Source organism: Pseudomonas umsongensis (assembly GCF_012647205.1).
Lineage (GTDB): Bacteria > Pseudomonadota > Gammaproteobacteria > Pseudomonadales > Pseudomonadaceae > Aquipseudomonas > Aquipseudomonas umsongensis.
Genome location: NZ_CP051487.1, coordinates 3,156,804 through 3,173,108, shown reverse-complemented (window position 1 = coordinate 3,173,108; position 16,305 = coordinate 3,156,804). Strand labels below are relative to the sequence as shown.

15 protein-coding genes are annotated in these 16,305 nt (G+C 59.1%); 5 read left to right on the top strand and 10 right to left on the bottom strand.

The genetic code is table 11. From position 1 onward, the window contains the following. Positions 1-449: 449 nt before the first annotated feature. Positions 450-1,754, top strand: a complete 1,305-nt coding sequence (locus HGP31_RS14480; RefSeq protein WP_240963548.1) for an ElyC/SanA/YdcF family protein — start codon at positions 450-452, stop codon at positions 1,752-1,754. An 83-nt stretch (positions 1,755-1,837) separates the two neighbouring features. Here HGP31_RS14480 and pepN read toward each other — a convergent pair whose 3' ends face one another. Genes pepN through HGP31_RS14450 form a run of 6 tightly spaced genes read right to left on the bottom strand, consistent with a single transcriptional unit; the run spans position 1,838 to position 8,355 of the window. After that, positions 1,838-4,495 carry an aminopeptidase N gene (gene pepN, locus HGP31_RS14475; RefSeq protein WP_168758021.1) on the bottom strand — a complete coding sequence of 886 codons (2,658 nt, stop codon included), beginning with the start codon at positions 4,493-4,495 and terminating at the stop codon, positions 1,838-1,840. A gap of 10 nt (positions 4,496-4,505) precedes the next feature. Then, the gene (locus HGP31_RS14470) at positions 4,506-5,336 is read right to left on the bottom strand and encodes a DUF2797 domain-containing protein (protein ID WP_020799301.1); all 831 of its coding nucleotides are present in this window, start codon (positions 5,334-5,336) and stop codon (positions 4,506-4,508) included. Continuing rightward, entirely contained in the window at positions 5,333-5,593 is a 261-nt protein-coding gene (locus HGP31_RS14465) for a YeaC family protein (protein WP_020799300.1), read from the bottom strand. Before HGP31_RS14465 ends, HGP31_RS14470 begins: the two co-directional genes overlap by 4 nt. A gap of 34 nt (positions 5,594-5,627) precedes the next feature. Next, positions 5,628-6,497, bottom strand: a complete 870-nt coding sequence (locus tag HGP31_RS14460) for a rhomboid family intramembrane serine protease (protein ID WP_168758020.1) — start codon at positions 6,495-6,497, stop codon at positions 5,628-5,630. After that, positions 6,494-7,465, bottom strand: coding sequence for a metallophosphoesterase (locus HGP31_RS14455; RefSeq protein ID WP_020799298.1), 972 nt, complete (start codon positions 7,463-7,465; stop codon positions 6,494-6,496). Before HGP31_RS14455 ends, HGP31_RS14460 begins: the two co-directional genes overlap by 4 nt. Further along, a complete protein-coding gene (locus HGP31_RS14450; RefSeq protein WP_020799297.1) occupies positions 7,465-8,355 on the bottom strand; it encodes an NAD(+) kinase in 891 nt (296 codons plus the stop codon). Before HGP31_RS14450 ends, HGP31_RS14455 begins: the two co-directional genes overlap by 1 nt. 122 nt (positions 8,356-8,477) lie before the next feature. On the opposite strand from HGP31_RS14450, the gene HGP31_RS14445 reads away from it, so the two are divergent. Further along, complete coding sequence (locus HGP31_RS14445) at positions 8,478-9,428, top strand: DUF1853 family protein (RefSeq protein ID WP_151142387.1); 951 nt, start codon at positions 8,478-8,480, stop codon at positions 9,426-9,428. Between the two features lie 105 nt (positions 9,429-9,533). Here the strand turns inward: HGP31_RS14445 and HGP31_RS14440 are convergent, their stop codons facing one another. Further along, positions 9,534-10,637, bottom strand: a complete 1,104-nt coding sequence (locus tag HGP31_RS14440) for a DUF2855 family protein (protein WP_168758019.1) — start codon at positions 10,635-10,637, stop codon at positions 9,534-9,536. Between the two features lie 55 nt (positions 10,638-10,692). Here HGP31_RS14440 and HGP31_RS14435 point away from each other — a divergent pair, with 55 nt between their 5' ends. Beyond that, entirely contained in the window at positions 10,693-11,352 is a 660-nt protein-coding gene (locus HGP31_RS14435) for a TetR/AcrR family transcriptional regulator (RefSeq protein ID WP_168758018.1), read from the top strand. 9 nt (positions 11,353-11,361) lie between these two features. Here HGP31_RS14435 and HGP31_RS14430 read toward each other — a convergent pair whose 3' ends face one another. Then, on the bottom strand, positions 11,362-11,922 hold the full coding sequence (locus HGP31_RS14430; RefSeq protein ID WP_033043364.1) for an NADPH-dependent FMN reductase: 561 nt from the start codon (positions 11,920-11,922) through the stop codon (positions 11,362-11,364). Between the two features lie 181 nt (positions 11,923-12,103). Between HGP31_RS14430 and HGP31_RS14425 the strand changes: the two genes are divergently transcribed. Both HGP31_RS14425 and HGP31_RS14420 read left to right on the top strand, forming a co-directional pair. Next, positions 12,104-12,328 (top strand): hypothetical protein, encoded by a 225-nt coding sequence (locus tag HGP31_RS14425; protein WP_020799292.1) that lies wholly within the window; start codon positions 12,104-12,106, stop codon positions 12,326-12,328. 91 nt (positions 12,329-12,419) lie between these two features. Further along, positions 12,420-13,313 carry a LysR substrate-binding domain-containing protein gene (locus tag HGP31_RS14420; protein WP_168758017.1) on the top strand — a complete coding sequence of 298 codons (894 nt, stop codon included), beginning with the start codon at positions 12,420-12,422 and terminating at the stop codon, positions 13,311-13,313. Here HGP31_RS14420 and HGP31_RS14415 read toward each other — a convergent pair. Continuing rightward, the gene (locus HGP31_RS14415; protein WP_020799290.1) at positions 13,279-13,893 is read right to left on the bottom strand and encodes a GNAT family N-acetyltransferase; all 615 of its coding nucleotides are present in this window, start codon (positions 13,891-13,893) and stop codon (positions 13,279-13,281) included. The genes HGP31_RS14420 and HGP31_RS14415 overlap by 35 nt on opposite strands. A 14-nt stretch (positions 13,894-13,907) precedes the next feature. Then, positions 13,908-16,163 (bottom strand): Orn/Lys/Arg family decarboxylase, encoded by a 2,256-nt coding sequence (locus HGP31_RS14410; RefSeq protein ID WP_168758016.1) that lies wholly within the window; start codon positions 16,161-16,163, stop codon positions 13,908-13,910. Positions 16,164-16,305 lie beyond the last annotated feature (142 nt).

The following is a 16,305-nucleotide window of genomic DNA, read 5'->3' as shown; positions in this document are numbered from 1 at the left end:
GGATCAAGCCAGGCTGACTCATGCAGTCCAGCGAACTGTATCGATGAGCGTTTTTTGTCAGAAGCCGACTTGTCGTTCCCCTATGGTGGCGCGCATTGACTCCCCATGGACAGCAAGAAATGATTCCTTCCCAATTGGCGCCTCATCCAGCCGCCCTCTCGCAAACAACGACCGTCCGATAGTCCCCACACCCATTGCGAAAGCGGTGAATTTCGTTTGCCAGGGACAAGAGGAGTTTGTGGCGCTCGCGCAGTTACCGGAGGAAAAACCGGGGCGTGATTCGTCTGCGGCGGGACCGAAGCCAACCGGGGGGCGCCCGTAAGAACAGAGTCGTCGCGATGCGAGAGCAAAAGCAGCAGCGCCGAACTGTAGTCATGATCGTTTTTTGACAGATATCGAATTGCCCCCGCCCTATTTTGATTCAAATTTACTAACCATGAAGGCGTGAAATGATTTCCTCGGTAAACGGCTCCTCATCCAGTCAGTCTCTCGAACGCTGCTCCCAACCAACGGGCTCCACACCTGTTTCAAAAGGGTTGGATAAAGCATGCCAAGGAAAAGCTGAATTAGTGCTGACCAAGAACAATCGGCTAAATCAATTCACTGTTCCCAATGGGTATATCTTGACCTCCGGACGCCTAATCACCGTGGCGCGCCCTTATTCGAATGACAGCGCGGCGAAGCCACTCGAACAGACTCTGGCCAATGCGAAAACCATCCTGAACACCGCGCTCACCATGCGCAACCTGATCAAGGAAGGGCATGAACTCGCTGAACTAAAACCTGCAGGCAACTCACCGCAGATAGAACTGGCCACACGCATTCAGTCCAGCTTGGGCGACGCTACAAAGGGTCGTCTATCAGTACTCACCTCACCGATTGCCTTGACCGTCGACAACAGCAAGGTCACTTCACTCAGCCCTTCCAAGAGCGACATGGCCGTTTGGATAAAAAGCCATGACACGCCGGGCAGCTACATAGTATTGAACGGCAACAACGACGAAACCTACGTCTCATACATCGCCGACAAACTCGCGGACAGCAAGCACATCAACTTTATTACCAGCGGCTTCGGTGGCCACGGCACGACGGATCGCCATGCCATCGCGACCAACAAAACCGAAGGTGACCGCTTTAAAGAGTTGCTGATGGAAAAAGGCATCGCCCCACAACGGATCACAGTTGACCCCTTCTCGACCAACAGCGGTCAAAACGCAATTAACGTCGCGGACATCATCAACCGTGACATTCAGGATGGAAAACCACTCGGCTCGGTGATTGTCAGCGGTACGCCCGCCGCGGTGTTTCGACAAACCTACACCTATGCCCAACAACTCAAGATAAACAGCGAGACGCCATTTCAGATTGAATCATTCCCGTTCTGTGATGAAGCCAAATACACCACGCTCGCCGATAATCTCGCCATTATTCGCGAGTTTTCCACCACGCTGAATTACTTGTTTAATACTGCTTATCTACCAAGTAATGCAGGCCTCTACCCGGATGCGTTTTTTTCCTCGGTTCTGGATTGCCTGGCGACGTTCGCTGATAAGTTGACTGCGGACCATCCCAAAGATGCGGATAAACATGGAACGGTTGTCAGAGCTATTCGAACGATCGATCAACAGATGATTGAGCGATTCAAGTCAACGCAGTTGACCTCGGAAGACAAAATGGCCGTCCGCACAGTCGACGACTTCTTCAGATCTCTCTTCAACCCGCTGGAACTTACATTCAATCGCGGCACCGTATAAGCCACAAAAAAATGCCCGTAGCGCAAGATACGGGCATTTCAGTATTTCAACAGCCGTTGAGAAAAAACTCGCTCACACGGTCATCAAGCCAAGCTTTTACTCACCACCTCAAACACGTCACTGGACAACTGCCCCGAAGCACGAATGCGCTCCAGTTCGCCTTTCATCATCGCCTGACGGGCGCTGTCGTACTTGCGCCAGCGAGTCAGCGGTGCCAGTTGGCGCGAAGCGATCTGCGGGTTGAAGCCGTTCAACTCGATCACCAGATCCGCCAGGAAGCGATACCCGGAGCCATCCGCCGCATGGAAGTTGATCAGGTTCTGCCCGGCGAACGCGCCGATCAGGGCCCGCACCTTGTTCGGGTTCTTGATGTTGAACGCCGGGTGCTGCATCAATGCCTTGACCCGATCCAGGCCACCCGGCAGCACACTGCCGGCCTGGACGCTGAACCACTGGTCCATGACCAACGGGTTGTCCTTGAAGTGATCGGCGAAGCTGGCCAGTGCCTTGGCTTTCTGCTCTTCGAATGGCGAGTTGACCAGCACGGCGAGCGCAGTCAGGCGTTCGGTCATGTTGTCGCAGGCGTCGAACTGCTCCAGCGTCGCCGCCAGCACTTCGGGCTTGCCGCTGAGCATCAGGTACGACAGCGCAATGTTCTGCAGTGCGCGACGGGCAAAATGCTCGGCTTCGGCCACGTACGGGGTCTTTTTCGACAGGTCGCGGTTGGCCTGGTAACGCAGCCACAAACCTTCGAACAACGCATCGGCCAGCTGCTTGCGGGCAAACTCGCGGGCGGTGTGAATCGCCTCGACATCGGCCACTTCGCTGATTTCAGTCAGGTACGCTTCGCTTGGCAGCGACAGCATTTCGGCGACCATTGCCTGATCCAGCGTCTCGTCGGACAGCACGGTACGCAAGGCCGAAACCAGACGCTGATCCAGTACCAGCGCTTCGCCCTTCTGCTGCTGGGCGATCAGTTCCTGCAACACCTGCACCGACAGTTGCTGACCAGCATCCCAGCGGTTGAAGCCGTCGCTGTCGTGCTGCATCAGGAACATCAGTTGGTCACGGTTGTACGGGAAGCTCAGTTTCACCGGCGCCGAGAAACCGCGCAGCAGCGAAGGTAACGGCTGTTCGGCGATGTCGACGAAGGTGAACGTCTGCTCGGCTTCGGTGACCGAGAGGACCCGGGAAGTCCCCTGCGCCGACGCTTCGCCGGCAAGACGCAGGGCAATTTCACCGCCCTGGCTGTCGAGCAGGCCGAGTTCGACGGGAATCACGAACGGCAGTTTTTGAACTTTGTCCGGGGTCGGCGGGCAGCTCTGGCGGAAGGTCAGGCTGTAGGTTTTCGCCGCAGCATCATAAGACTCGCTCACCGCCAAACGAGGTGTGCCAGCCTGGCTGTACCAGCGCTTGAACTGAGTCAGGTCGACGCCATTGGCATCTTCCATGGCCTTGATGAAGTCATCGCAGGTCACGGCCTGGCCGTCATGGCGCTCGAAATACAGGTCGCTGCCTTTACGGAAGCCTTCGGCGCCGAGCAGGGTGTGGATCATGCCGACCACTTCCGAGCCCTTTTCGTACACGGTCAGGGTGTAGAAGTTGGAGATCTCGATGAAGCTGTCCGGCCGTACCGCGTGAGCCATGGGACCGGCGTCTTCGGCAAACTGGTGGGTGCGCAGGTAGGCCACGTCCTGGATGCGCTTGACCGTCGCCGAGTTCATGTCGGCGGAGAAGGCGGAATCGCGGAACACCGTGAAGCCTTCCTTGAGCGACAACTGGAACCAGTCGCGGCAGGTCACGCGGTTGCCCGACCAGTTGTGGAAGTATTCATGGGCAACGATGGCCTCGACCCGCTGGTGCGCGGCGTCGGTGGCAGTCTCGGCCTTCGCCAGCACGGCGCTGGAGTTGAAGATGTTGAGGCCCTTGTTCTCCATGGCGCCCATGTTGAAGTCGTTCACGGCGACGATCATGAAGATGTCCAGGTCGTACTCGCGGCCATAGACCTCTTCGTCCCAGCGCATGGATTTCTTCAGGCTGTTCATGGCGTGCTGGCACTTGTCGATGTTTTCCGGCTCGACATAAATGCGTAGCGCTACATTACGCTGGGTCATGGTGGTGAAAGTGTCTTCGACGCACCACAAATCACCGGCCACCAGCGCGAACAGGTACGCCGGCTTCTTGAACGGGTCTTCCCAGGTCGCCCAGTGCCTGCCGTCTTCGCCAGGGCCTGAGGCAATCGGGTTACCGTTGGACAGCAGTACCGGATAGCTGTGCTGCTCGGCGACCACCGTGGTGGTGAACGTGCTCATCACGTCCGGGCGGTCGAGGTAATAAGTGATCTTGCGGAAGCCTTCGGCCTCGCACTGGGTGCAGAACATCGTGCCGGACTTGTACAGGCCTTCCAGCGCGGTGTTGGTTTCCGGATGAATCCTGACGCTGGTATCGACCGTGAACGTGGTGCTGGTCGGCTGCAGAGTCAAATGATTCTCGGTGAGTTGGTAATCGGCAAGGCCCAGCTCGCGGTCGGCCAGGGTCACCGACAGCAACTCCAGCTGCTGGCCATCCAGCACCAGCGGCGGCAGGCCCGGACCACGCTCGGGGTTGCGGCGCATCACCAGTTGCGCATGGACCAGGCTGTGGTCCTCGAACAACTCGAAGGTCAGGTGAGTTTCGTCGATCAGGTACTCAGGCGCCTGATAGTCCTTGAGGTAGATCATCTTCGGTTGTTCGGTGCGCATGCTGGAGTCCTTAACTATGCACGGCGAGCTGATAAGCCGTGTATTTACGAATGTTGATCACGCCGGTATCGAAGATCAGGTATTGGCCCTTGACCCCCATCAACGTGCCTTCGGCAATCGGGTTCTTGTCCAGGTTGAAGCTGACGATTTTCGCCGGATACTGATCGACCGGGAAGCGGATCTCGAGCGGTTCGACGTCGGCAATAGTCTGGATCGCCTGCAGGCCGAATCGTTCCTGCAAGCCTTGCAGGCCCTCGGCGCAGCTGTCGAACAACTGGTCACGGATCTGCGGCAGGTCCACCGATACCGCGTCCCCCTTGAGCAAGGCACGCCAATTGGTCTTGTCGGCGACCTGGCTGCGAAACAGATCTTCGACGAAGCCTGATTGCTGGCGGGTCGCAACGCGCATGATGGGCAACGCCTGGCTGGCGCCCTGGTCGATCCATCGGGTCGGCAGCTGTGTGGCGCGGGTGATGCCGACTTTTACCCCGGAAGAATTCGACAGGTAGACAATGTGATCGGTCATGCAGAACGTCTGGCCCCACTCCGGCTCCCGGCAGGTACCGGCGTCGAAATGGCAGCGTTCCGGGCTCATGATGCACACATCACACTGGGCCAGCTTGGTCATGCACGGGTAGCAGTAGCCCTGGCTGAAACTGGTCTTGGTCTTGCGCCCGCAATGGGTGCAGTGGATCGCCCCCAGGTATTCCAGGCGCACCGTGGTGCCGATCAACGGATTGACCGGCACCTCGAGATCGCCCAGGCGAAAGGCATATTGCACATTCGGCCCGTCCAGGCGCGCCGACATTTTACTGATTGCACCGCGGCCAATCTCGATCAATGGATGGCATCCGACTTGAACAGGATATTGGGTACTTGAATCGATTTGGAGCTGCATTCCTGCGGCCCCATGTAGCCAGTACGTTCTTCTTCAGGCAGGTTCTTGATTTCCCAGGCGATCATCGCCTGCAACGACAGTTCGCGTTGTTCGGCGGTGAGCTTGCCACCGTCGGACCATTTACCGATCTCCACTGCCAGTTTCAGGCTCTGGTAGATATCCGGGGTGATGTTCTTGATCATTTCGTTAAAAGAGGACATTGGGTCTCCGCGCTCTTTGAATCACATAACAGTTTTAGACGGCCAGTTTACGGCGGTTGTACAAACCACCCAACAAACCGGTCAAGCATCCGACGAGCAGCCCGCCAACGTGGGCCGCGTTGGCTATTTCGCCGAAACCGATCATCGAGACCAGTCCGGACATGCACAACAATAGCCATATCAGCATCATCGCCAATACCCCTCGGGGCAGGCGATAGGCGCTGTTGGGCGACAAAACCTGAAAAATCCAGCAGTGCCCGAGCAGGCCGTACAGCACCCCGGACAATCCGCCAAACAGGGTTGGCCCGCTGAACACGAACTGGGCATAGTTGGACACGAGGCTGAACAACAAGGTCAGGCCGATGAGGTTGACACTGCCCTGGCGCGATTCGATACGTCGCCCCAACTCCCAATACCACATGCCGTTCATGGCCAGGTGCAGGAAGCCGAAGTGAATCAGCATCGGTGTCACCAGGCGCCACCACTGCCCCGCTGCCAGGCTGTCGGCCAATGGCACGAAATGGATGTACTCGCCGACCACGCGAAAATCGAGAAACGTCAGCCATCGCAACGTACTCAGGTTATCGCCCAGCAGTGTCAGCGCGCCGACGACCAGGCTCAGCAACAGCACCGCCGCGGTCGCTTTGCCATGGCGTACCTGCTCGGCGAAGTTCGGCCGGCGAATCGACTGCGCGATCGGGATATCGAGCTTGTGCTCCGGATCGCCCTCCGGATAGCGCTCGTACAACACACGCACGTCGTCGCTGATGTTGGCCGGCACCCAAAGCACCTGTTCACCAGCTTCCTCGCTGACCCGATGCGGCACCTGCATGCGCTGCAACAACTTGACGAACCCGCTCAGGTCCACCGCCAGCGGCAGGCGCAAGACTGCGACCCGGCTCATTGCAACACCTCCGGTCGCTCGACATCGACCCAGACAAACTTGTGCGGGTCGAGCCGGGTTTCCTGGTCCAGTCGATAGGCCACCAGTTTTCCGTAGAGCACCGCACTGTAGTCCAGGCACGCCAGGTTCGGACGAATCGGCGCCGGTTTGCCGCTGCGCCAGTAGTGACCGACAAACAGCAACGGCTGGTCGGCGCCGTAGCGCAGCAGGTTGTTTTTTTCGGTTGACGACAGTGGCGTTCGGGCCACCGGGTCGGGCAAGGCGTCGGGCTGGAACACGATGTCTCCGTAGGTTTGCGGATCGTCTTCCCAGAATTTGGTACGGAAGAACGAGCGTGTCAGGCCATCGCCGCTGGTCATGGTCAGGCCATGGGGCAGGCGCATGTCGGTGCCGCGCAACAGGCGGTCGAACACGGTACAGGCAAAACTGTCGGGCACGGCCGAGGCCTGGAGGAAGTGCTCGTCGATGCAGCCATCGGGGAACAATGCCCGCAGCGGCTCGATCAATCCGGCGTCCCAGCAGGCATGCACCACCCGGAAGCGTCCGGCATCGATAAACAGCGGCAGTTCATAGAACCACTGCTGGAAGTCATGCCAGTCACCCGGATGATGTTCGAACTGGGTTAACGTTTCATGCAGCAATCGAGCGTGGCGCGGCGTGTGTTCGCGCACGAACTGCTTGCCACTGCCAGGCAATGCCGGGGTTACCCAGCCCAGGGCGTTGAATTCATGGTTACCCATGATGCACAGCGCCTGCCCTGCCTCGACCATGTCGTGGACGATGTGCAGCGCCTCGCGAATCCGTGGGCCGCGGTCAATGATATCGCCGACGAACACCGCCATGCGCGAGGCATGACGCCAAACGCCGGCTTGCTTGTGATAACCGAGCCGGTCGAGCAAGTGCTCAAGGGTCAGAGCGCAACCGTGCACGTCACCGATCAGGTCGTAGCTACGCGCGGGATCGAGCATCAGTCGCCTCCACCACCCAACCTGCTGCCCCAGCCGAGTTTGGTCCGACACACTTCATAGTAGTTGTGGTCGAGGGGGTGGATCAGTCGCAACTTCTGGGCTTTCTTGCTGATGGTGATGGTGTCGCCGGGCGCACAGGTAAAGTGGTTCTGCCCGTCACACGAGACTTGCGGGTATATCTGCATATCCTTGGACACGACGATTTTCAGCTCACTGTTGCCATCGACCACAATCGGCCTGCCTGACAAGGTATGGGGGTACATCGGCACAATCACAATGGCGTCGAGCTTGGGATGCATGATCGGGCCACCGGCAGAAAGCGCATAGGCCGTGGAGCCCGTGGGCGTGGCGACGATCAGGCCGTCGGCCTTCTGGCTGCAGACGAACTGGCCGTCGATGTACAGCTCGAACTCGATCATGCGCGTCGATTTGCCGGGGTGCAGCACCACATCGTTCAGTGCATCGCCCTGGCCAATGGCTTCGGCGTGGCGACGAACTTCAGCTTGCAACAGGAAGCGGTTCTCCACCAGATAGTGGCCATCGAGCACTTCGGCGACCTTGATTTCCAGCTCATCGGGGCGGATGTCAGTGAGAAACCCCAGGCTGCCCCGGTTGATGCCGAGCACCGGGATATTGTGCCTGGCCAGCGCCCGTGCCGCGCCAAGCAGACTGCCATCACCGCCCACCACAATGACCATGTCACAGACTTCACCGAGCATCTTGCGCGACGAGGTCTGCAAACCGTGGCCCGGCAAGACTTCGGCAATGGTGTCTTCAAGGATCACGTGCAGGTGACGATCGAGCAGAAAACGTTTCAGTCGGCGGACGGTATCCAGCACCTGGGAACTGCCGAGGCGTCCGATGATGCCGATATTACGAAATTGCTCCATGGGGCTCCTATGGGGACGCGGGGGCCTGCGACGGCGAAAAACACGATTATGGGTGAAAGCGCGAGATAGACAAAATCCTTTCAGCCTCAAGGTGCACCCACGATTCGGGCTATGCTCGCAAGATGATCCTATTTCCAGATTTGCTGCAGTTACCCCACCAGTTGCGCCACCCCGAAGTGCGCGACCTGGCGTGGGTCATCCTCGCCCCGCCGATGCTCGGCGCCACGCCCTGGCCGCAGCGACATCCATTGGCAGGCAGTGACTGGGTGCAGGCACCGGAACACCTGGAAACCTGGCTTAGAAAACTCGACCGGGACAGTTACGGTTTGCTGCACTGGCTGGCCCAGGCCCGCACCCGACGCCTGGGCCTTTATTATGAACGGCTTTGGCAGTTTGCCGTGCAGCATGCGCCCGGCATCGAGTTGATTGCCGCCAACATGCCGATCCGCCGCGAAGGTCACACCCTGGGCGAGCTGGACCTGCTGCTGCGCGATCGCGACGGCGTGCATCACCTGGAACTGGCGATCAAGCTCTACCTCGGCCCGCAGAACGGCGACGGGCACGACACCGCGCAGTGGCTCGGTCCGGGCTGCCACGATCGGCTGGACCGCAAACTGGCCCACCTGAGCCAGCACCAATTGCCAATTTCCGCGCGTGCCGAGAGTCGCGAGGTGCTGGCGGCGCTGGATATCCGGGAGTTCAGCGCGCATTTGTGGTTGGGCGGTTATTTGCTCTACCCATGGCCGGGACAGGCGGCCTCGCCCAGTGGCGCGCACCCACAGCACTTGCGCGGTCGCTGGCTGCATCAAAAGGATTGGACGAGGTTTTTCGCACAGAGTCCGCCCGGCCGCTGGCAACCCCTGCCCCGCCATGCCTGGCTGGCACCGGCGCACTATCCCGCGGAGCAGACCTGGGACGATGAACAGTTGCAAGCTTGGCTCAGCGATCTGGAGCCTTTGGCGCCGGCGCAATTGCTGGTACGCCTGACGGAAAATGCCCACGGCGATTGGGAGGAAGCGGAACGGTTGTTCCTGGTGTCGGATCTTTGGCCGAATGTGCCGGGGCAGTATTGAGTTTTTCGCTGGCTGAACTCCCCCCCCTTCGCGAGCAGGCTCGCTCCCACAGGGGAATGCATTTTAACTGTGGGAGCGAGCCTGCTCGCGAAGGGGCCACCTCAGTCACAACCGAATCACATGCCCCTCCACCGGCGCGACCTGTCCATGGAACAGGCGTGAAATAACCGACTGCGCCGCTTCGTAACCCTGGCTTTCCACCACCTTCAGCAATGGCGCTTCACTGGCCGTCACTTTCCGGAAAAACGCCTGCAAACCCTCGCCGATATGCTGGCTGACCCCTTCCGGCCCCCAATCGGCATTACGCTTGCGAATCTGGATCGGCGCAAAAAAGAACACCGGCTGCGGGCCCTCGATGGCTGTCAATCGCGCCTCATCGGTGCTTTGTGCCGAGCCGGCGAAACAACTGTAGGCCAGCTGCCCGGCGAAATGCCGGTGCACCTGGTCACGCAGCTCAAGGTCGCCGGAAAAATCCACATACAGTGTTGCACGATCATTGGGCACGTCCGCCAAATCCGCGTAAGACACCGCTCGCTCGTAACAACCAAGACTCTCGACAAAAGCCTTGTTACCGGTTGAAGTCAGCGCAACGCGTTCCACGCCGGCAAGATTGCCCAGGCAGACTGCGGTGCCGTAGGCGGTTTTGCTCGAGGCGCTGGAGAACACCAGTCGAGTTGCACCAAAGAACTGCTTGTCCTGCAAAAAGTCCGCGAGCATGGAAGAGGTCAGGAACAAGGGCTTGAGTAAAATCTGCAGGTTTTCGGTTTCCGGGCTGTAGTACGAATCCCAGCTGCAGCGGGTGTATTGGTTGTACGCCGAGGTCAATCCGAGTCGATGCTCGGCACCGTCGTAGAAACCACGTTCGGTCACCCGTTCAGGGCGCATCCACAGATGGCTGGCAATCGGGAAATACCCGTAGAAACGTTCCCCGACCTTGATGCCAGCCACGTCAGAGGCCACGACATCGGCAAAGCCCCAGGCAGGGACGTGACCCCACTGCTCTAATCCTGTAGGAAAGAAACCCCAGTAGTTCATCGAATTGCCATAGGCGGCGTAAGTAATGTTATTGGTCGTCAGCGCGCAACGGTCAATCTTCAAGATCACCTCGCCGGCCGCCGGAATCAGACTTCGCTGCTGCCGTTCAATCCGACTCTGGTCCAAGGCATTTTTACGGGTTATCAGCCGTGTTACCGTACATGAACTTTGCATCCTTCAATCTCCTGCTGCGCTAGTGTGGCGGGTAGCACCAGAGTAATGGCAGCCGATGAAGAGCGGGTTCGGAAACACCAGGGGCGGCTCGCCCAACGTCAATCCCCGGGCAAAACCGCTGAAACGGCCGAGTCAGGCCCGGGCGATTTTCACCGTCGAAGCGATTTACCAGGCTTTTGTTCGGATTTGGCGCAGAAACGGTTGGCCTGGCTTGACCACCCGGGAAGTGGCACTTGAAGCAGGCGTTGCGATTGGCACGCTGTACGACTATTTCCCGAGCAAGGAAGCCCTGCTCTCCGGCTATATCCGACATCGACTGGATGCCTTGTTGCAGCATCTGGATGAAGCGGTTGTGCAAGCCAATGAACTGGACTGGGCAACCCGGATTAAACGCCTCATCCGCCTGACCTGTACCCCCGACGATGAGCACCAGCCCTTTTTCAACCATGCCGTGCTGCTCATCGAACACCAGATCGCCGAGCCCAAACACCATCGAAGGCTGTTCGACGAGCTGTCGCAGAAATGGCGCGAAGCGATCGCAGCCTGTGGCGATCTGCCTGTACCCCCCTCACAGGCGACTATCGATGCCTGGGTCATCATGGCGTGGGGCGGACGGCGTTATTGCGTCACCGCGCAACCAGCGGCGGCGCAAACCGCCGCATGGTTGTCGGAAATGGAAACAATGATCTGTAGCCGACTGGCTAACGGTTCGTAATCCGATGCATCAAAGCTTCTTGTGTTGCTCGACCCACTTGCCATAGGCATCGATGAACTTCTGCAAGAACGGCCTGACGGATTCGGACAGGTTGCCCGCCTCGTCGAACGCGGCACCGGCGCCACTGAGGTAGGCTTCCGGTTGTTGCATCATCGGCACATCGAGAAACACCATGGACTGGCGCAAGTGGTGATTCGCACCGAATCCACCGACCGCACCCGGCGAAACACTGATCACCGCACCCGGCTTGCCACTCCAGGCACTCTTGCCATAAGGGCGCGAACCCACGTCAATGGCGTTCTTCATCGGGGCAGGCACCGAACGATTGTATTCCGGGGTAACGAACAGCACTGCGTCGGATGAACTGACTTGTTGTCGGAAAGTACTGTAGGCTGCCGGCGGTGAAGCACCATCGATGTCTTCGTTGTAGAGCGGCAAATCCCCGATTTCGACGATGTTGAGCTTGAGGTTGGCCGGCGCCAGATCCGCCAGCGCGAGGGCGACCTTACGGTTGATCGATGCTTTACGCAGGCTGCCGACCACTACGGCGATGTTATAGACATTACTCATGGAAGACGCTCGATTGTCCGTGGGAGGAGCCTGTAGTTATAGATGATCAGGCGACGGTTCAGCCAATAAACACAGTATTGTGCGTCCTGATATATTTTTTTTACGTAGGAAAACTTACCGTGCCCAGTGGCGGTCTACCCCACCGCACATTGAGTGATTTATCTCCAGAGGTTCTAAGCAGATGGCAGCAGTACTCGTCGGTCAGTTCCATGCAAGAGATGCGGAAGGCCGTGTTTATTCCGTACATGAGTTCCAGGAATCCACCCAGTCCGCTGACGGCACGTCTGTCACCACGTACAAACTGGCAATTGGCGACCGCGTCAACAAACTCGATAACAACGAGTTTCAATTGGTGCAAACGGGTGTAACGCTGATCCGCGAACCGGAACCGATCGCCGCTTCATAACTCGGTGTTATGAGCAGAAGTCATATGCGCAGACTTGGGTTAGGATTCAGGCACTGACTCCTTCTTCACCTGCTGAACATGGACTTCACGCATGCGCTTACGCCATATCGAAGTGATCCAGGCGCTCCTGCAGACCGGTCACCTGGGCACCGCCGCTGAATGGCTGCAGTTGCCGGTGGCCGAAGTCGAACGCATTTTGCGCGACGCCGAGGATCAGTTGGGCTTCATGCTGTTCGCAAGCGTTCGCGGACGCTTGCAGGCCACGCGTGAGGCGCGGGCGTTGCAGGTCGAAATCACCCGTATCTACGATGCACTCGAACCGGTGCAGCGCCTGGCGAGCAGCCTGAGGCAATACCTGGCCGCGCCGTTACGCATCATCTGCACCCCGCCCCTCGCCCAGCAATTGTTGCCGCACAGCATCGCCGCTCTGCGCCGACGCTTGCCTGACGCACCCTGTACGCTCCTGAGCCAACCCACACGCGAGATCGTGCGCAGCCTGCTGCTTCGCGAAAGCGACCTGGGCTTGAGCCTGCATGATCCCGATCACGCCGATATTCATTGCCAGCCAATCGCTCACGGCAAGCTGCAGCTGCTCGCCCCTCACGGCTGGCTGCAACCCAAGCAGAAGTACATCTCGCTCCAGGACCTGGCCGGCCAGGCGATGGTCGGGCTTGAAGGCCATGACCCGCTGAGCCCGGCGCTTGAAAACAAACTGCATGCGCTGCGGCCGGCGCCGGTGATACAGACGCGGGTGCAAACCCACCAGATGATGCGCAGCATGGTCGAGGCCGGTGAAGGCTTGGCCATTGTCGACCCTTTCACCGCCCTGGGCGCCAAATCGACCGGGCTCGACGCCTGCCCGCTGGCACCGGCCGTGCCGATCACCCTCTACGCCCTGACCCTGAAAAACGGCGAGCCCTCGCCAGCCCTTCAGGCTTTGCTGGCGATCATCACGGAACAAGCCGCGGTGATGTTGGCGAACTGATGGGGCTTTCCAGCGGGTTGTCGAACAATCGGTACCAGAACAGCGCCACTTCGGCAGTATTTGGGTCAATACCCCGATAACGCAGATGGTCGATGCCACCGATCATGAAGCCGCAACGCTCGTAAAGCCGACAGGCGCCCAAGTTGTTGTTCTGGGTTTCCAGCATGACGCCGGGCAGTTTCTTCTTGCGACTCCAGAACTGCGCCACATCCAGCAACGCCTTGGCCACACCGTGTCGCCTGGCCGGCGCATGCACCGCCAACTCATCGATATGGGCAAAACCGTTCCAGTTGGTGCTGATCACCAGGTGGCCAACAGGTTCGTCGTCCAGGTACGCCATGAAAATCGCGCTGTCGGCGGCATCGCGAAAGCTGCTGAACTCTTCCGGATCGATGCCATAGCATTTGCGATAAGGGGTGATGGGCGTGACCTGCCACTTCTCTACCGGCTGGCCGATTTCGGCAGCGCCGTAGGCAGCGACTTCAAAACTGAAATCACTGCCCCATATATAAGCGGCAAAGCCCTCGTCGGCCACGCGCACCGACAGCCCTGGGTAATTCGGATTCATAACCGGTTGCATACTGGGAAAGGTCCTCATTCCTTGATGCAATCGACGGTGTAGTGCCGTCCATTGCCCTCGTCTTCGTGTTGCAATCCATGCACATCAGCGACGAAACCCGGGAAACTGCTGTCGAACGTGCGAGCAAACGCCAGGTAGTCGATGATCGAGCGGGTCGCCTCGGTAAAGCGCTCTCCGGGCATGATCAACGGAATGCCCGGCGGGTATGGCACCAGCATCACGGCGGCGATACGTCCGTCCAGCGCATCGATCGAAACCGCCTCGACTTCGCCACGTACCAGATGATCATACGCATCCGCCGGCTTCATGGCGATTTGTGGCAGTACCGTGTACATCCGCTTGAGATGCTTGGCCGTGGCATTACTGCGATAACAGACGTGCAACTGATCGCACAGGTCTCGCAAGCCCATGCCCTGATAGCGCGCGCCGTGCTGTTGCGCCACGCAAGGCAGGCAGCTGGCCAGACTGACGTTGGCGTCGTAGCTGCGCTTGAACTCCAGCAACTCGGTCAGCAACGTGCTCCACTTGCCCTTGGTGATCCCCATCGAAAACAACACCAGGAACGAATACAGCCCGGTCTTTTCGACCACCAGCCCGCGCTCCCAGAGAAACTTGCTGACCACGGCCGCCGGAATCCCGCGCTCGCTGAGCGCACCGCCCGCGGTCAGGCCCGGCATCACCAGGCTGACCTTGATCGGATCGAGCAAGACATAGTCGTCGCTCACTTCGCCAAAGCCGTGCCAGTCATCCGCAGGTTGCAGCAGCCAGTCCTCGGTCACCACACGGTCGATGCCTTCGACCGACGGCGGCTGCCAGATGGAAAACCACCAATCGTCGGCGGCGATATGCTGGCGCAGATTGGCCAGCGCCCGGCGAAAGCTCAGGGCCTCGTCGAACATCTCCTGCAACAGCGAACGCCCGGCCCCGCCCTCCATCATCGCCGACGCCACATCCAGAGACGCGATGATGCCGTACTGCGGTGACGTGGAAATATGCATCATGAAGGCTTCATTGAAACGATCACGGTCCAGTTGCCGGGCGCCACCGTCCTGCACATGGATCATCGACGCCTGGCTGAATGCCGCCAGCAGTTTGTGCGTGGAATGGGTGGTGAACACCAGGGGGCTGTCTTCACTGCGGGACGTGCCCATGCCGTAGCGCCCGGCAAAAAACTCATGGAATGCCGCATAGGCGTACCAGGCCTCGTCAAAGTGCAAGACTTCGACGCTATTGCCCAATTGCTGCTTGATCAGTTCGGCGTTGTAGCAGAGGCCGTCGTAGGTTGAATTGGTCACCACCGCCAGCTTGACCTTCGGCGTCCGGCCCTTGGTCAACGGACTGGCATCGATCTTGGCCTGGATCGATTCGCGGCTGAACTCACTCAGCGGAATCGGCCCGATGATCCCCAGTTCATTGCGCTCCGGGCACAGGTACAGCGGAATGGCACCGGTCATGATGATCGAGTGCAATACCGACTTGTGGCAATTGCGATCAACCAGCACCAGATCGTCGCGAGCAACCATCGAATGCCAGACAATCTTGTTCGCTGTCGAGGTGCCGTTGATCACGAAGAAGGTGTGATCGGCGCCAAAGTTACGCGCTGCCCGCGCCTCCGCCTCTGCCAGGGGCCCGGTGTGATCCAGCAGTGAGCCCAGTTCCGGCACCGAGACCGATAGATCCGAACGCAGGGTGTTTTCCCCGAAGAACTGATGGAAAGCCTGCCCTACCGGGCTCTTGTGATACGCCACCCCTCCACCGTGACCGGGGGTGTGCCAGGAATAATTGGAATCGGCGGTGTGCTGCACCAACGCCTTGAAGAACGGCGGCAGTAAGCCATCGAGGTACTTGCGCGCGGCCCGCGCCACCTGGCGTGCGAGGAATGGCACGGTGTCTTCGAACAGATACAGAATGCCGCGCAACTGATTGAGCTCGGCCATGGCGTCGGCGGGCGCGTTTTCCAGGGTCACTTGCTCGCCGAGGGCGAAAATGGGCAGGTCCGGCGCCCGCACTCGCGCCAGCCCGATCAGCTCGGCCATATTCTGTAACAAATGCGAATGGGCACTGGCGTCTTCTGCCGCTATCAGCATGCACGAGAGGCCATGATGGGTCGACGCGACCAGCCGGCCTTCGGTGTAGTCCATCGCCGAGACGATACTGAAACCTTCCTGCTCCAGTTCCCGGGCGATACCCCGCACGCGATCACCAGCGACGGTGTCGGCCTTGATGTCGCGATGGACGATCAGGACCGGGAATTTCAGATCTTTATACATGGGGCTCAGTGTCCTGAGGCGGCAGGCCAGAGCCTGTCAATCACCTCAGGGTAGAGGGTTGGAGCGGATGTGGCGAGTGCGACGCACTGAAATGGGTCAACTGATCGGCGTGAAGATCAAAAGATCGCAGCCTCGCTTCACT

Bases quoted from the DNA above. Each gene is read 5' to 3' on its own strand.
- HGP31_RS14435 (WP_168758018.1), top strand. From the start codon at position 10,693: ATGAAGAGCGGGTTCGGAAACACCAGGGGCGGCTCGCCCAACGTCAAT.
- HGP31_RS14450 (WP_020799297.1), bottom strand. From the start codon at position 8,355: ATGGAGCAATTTCGTAATATCGGCATCATCGGACGCCTCGGCAGTTCC.
- HGP31_RS14420 (WP_168758017.1), top strand. From the start codon at position 12,420: ATGCGCTTACGCCATATCGAAGTGATCCAGGCGCTCCTGCAGACCGGT.
- HGP31_RS14480 (WP_240963548.1), top strand. From the start codon at position 450: ATGATTTCCTCGGTAAACGGCTCCTCATCCAGTCAGTCTCTCGAACGC.
- HGP31_RS14430 (WP_033043364.1), bottom strand. From the start codon at position 11,922: ATGAGTAATGTCTATAACATCGCCGTAGTGGTCGGCAGCCTGCGTAAA.
- HGP31_RS14455 (WP_020799298.1), bottom strand. From the start codon at position 7,465: ATGCTCGATCCCGCGCGTAGCTACGACCTGATCGGTGACGTGCACGGT.
- HGP31_RS14425 (WP_020799292.1), top strand. From the start codon at position 12,104: ATGGCAGCAGTACTCGTCGGTCAGTTCCATGCAAGAGATGCGGAAGGC.
- HGP31_RS14460 (WP_168758020.1), bottom strand. From the start codon at position 6,497: ATGAGCCGGGTCGCAGTCTTGCGCCTGCCGCTGGCGGTGGACCTGAGC.
- HGP31_RS14440 (WP_168758019.1), bottom strand. From the start codon at position 10,637: ATGCAAAGTTCATGTACGGTAACACGGCTGATAACCCGTAAAAATGCC.
- pepN (WP_168758021.1), bottom strand. From the start codon at position 4,495: ATGCGCACCGAACAACCGAAGATGATCTACCTCAAGGACTATCAGGCG.
- HGP31_RS14410 (WP_168758016.1), bottom strand. From the start codon at position 16,163: ATGTATAAAGATCTGAAATTCCCGGTCCTGATCGTCCATCGCGACATC.
- HGP31_RS14445 (WP_151142387.1), top strand. From the start codon at position 8,478: ATGATCCTATTTCCAGATTTGCTGCAGTTACCCCACCAGTTGCGCCAC.
- HGP31_RS14415 (WP_020799290.1), bottom strand. From the start codon at position 13,893: ATGCAACCGGTTATGAATCCGAATTACCCAGGGCTGTCGGTGCGCGTG.
- HGP31_RS14465 (WP_020799300.1), bottom strand. From the start codon at position 5,593: ATGTCCTCTTTTAACGAAATGATCAAGAACATCACCCCGGATATCTAC.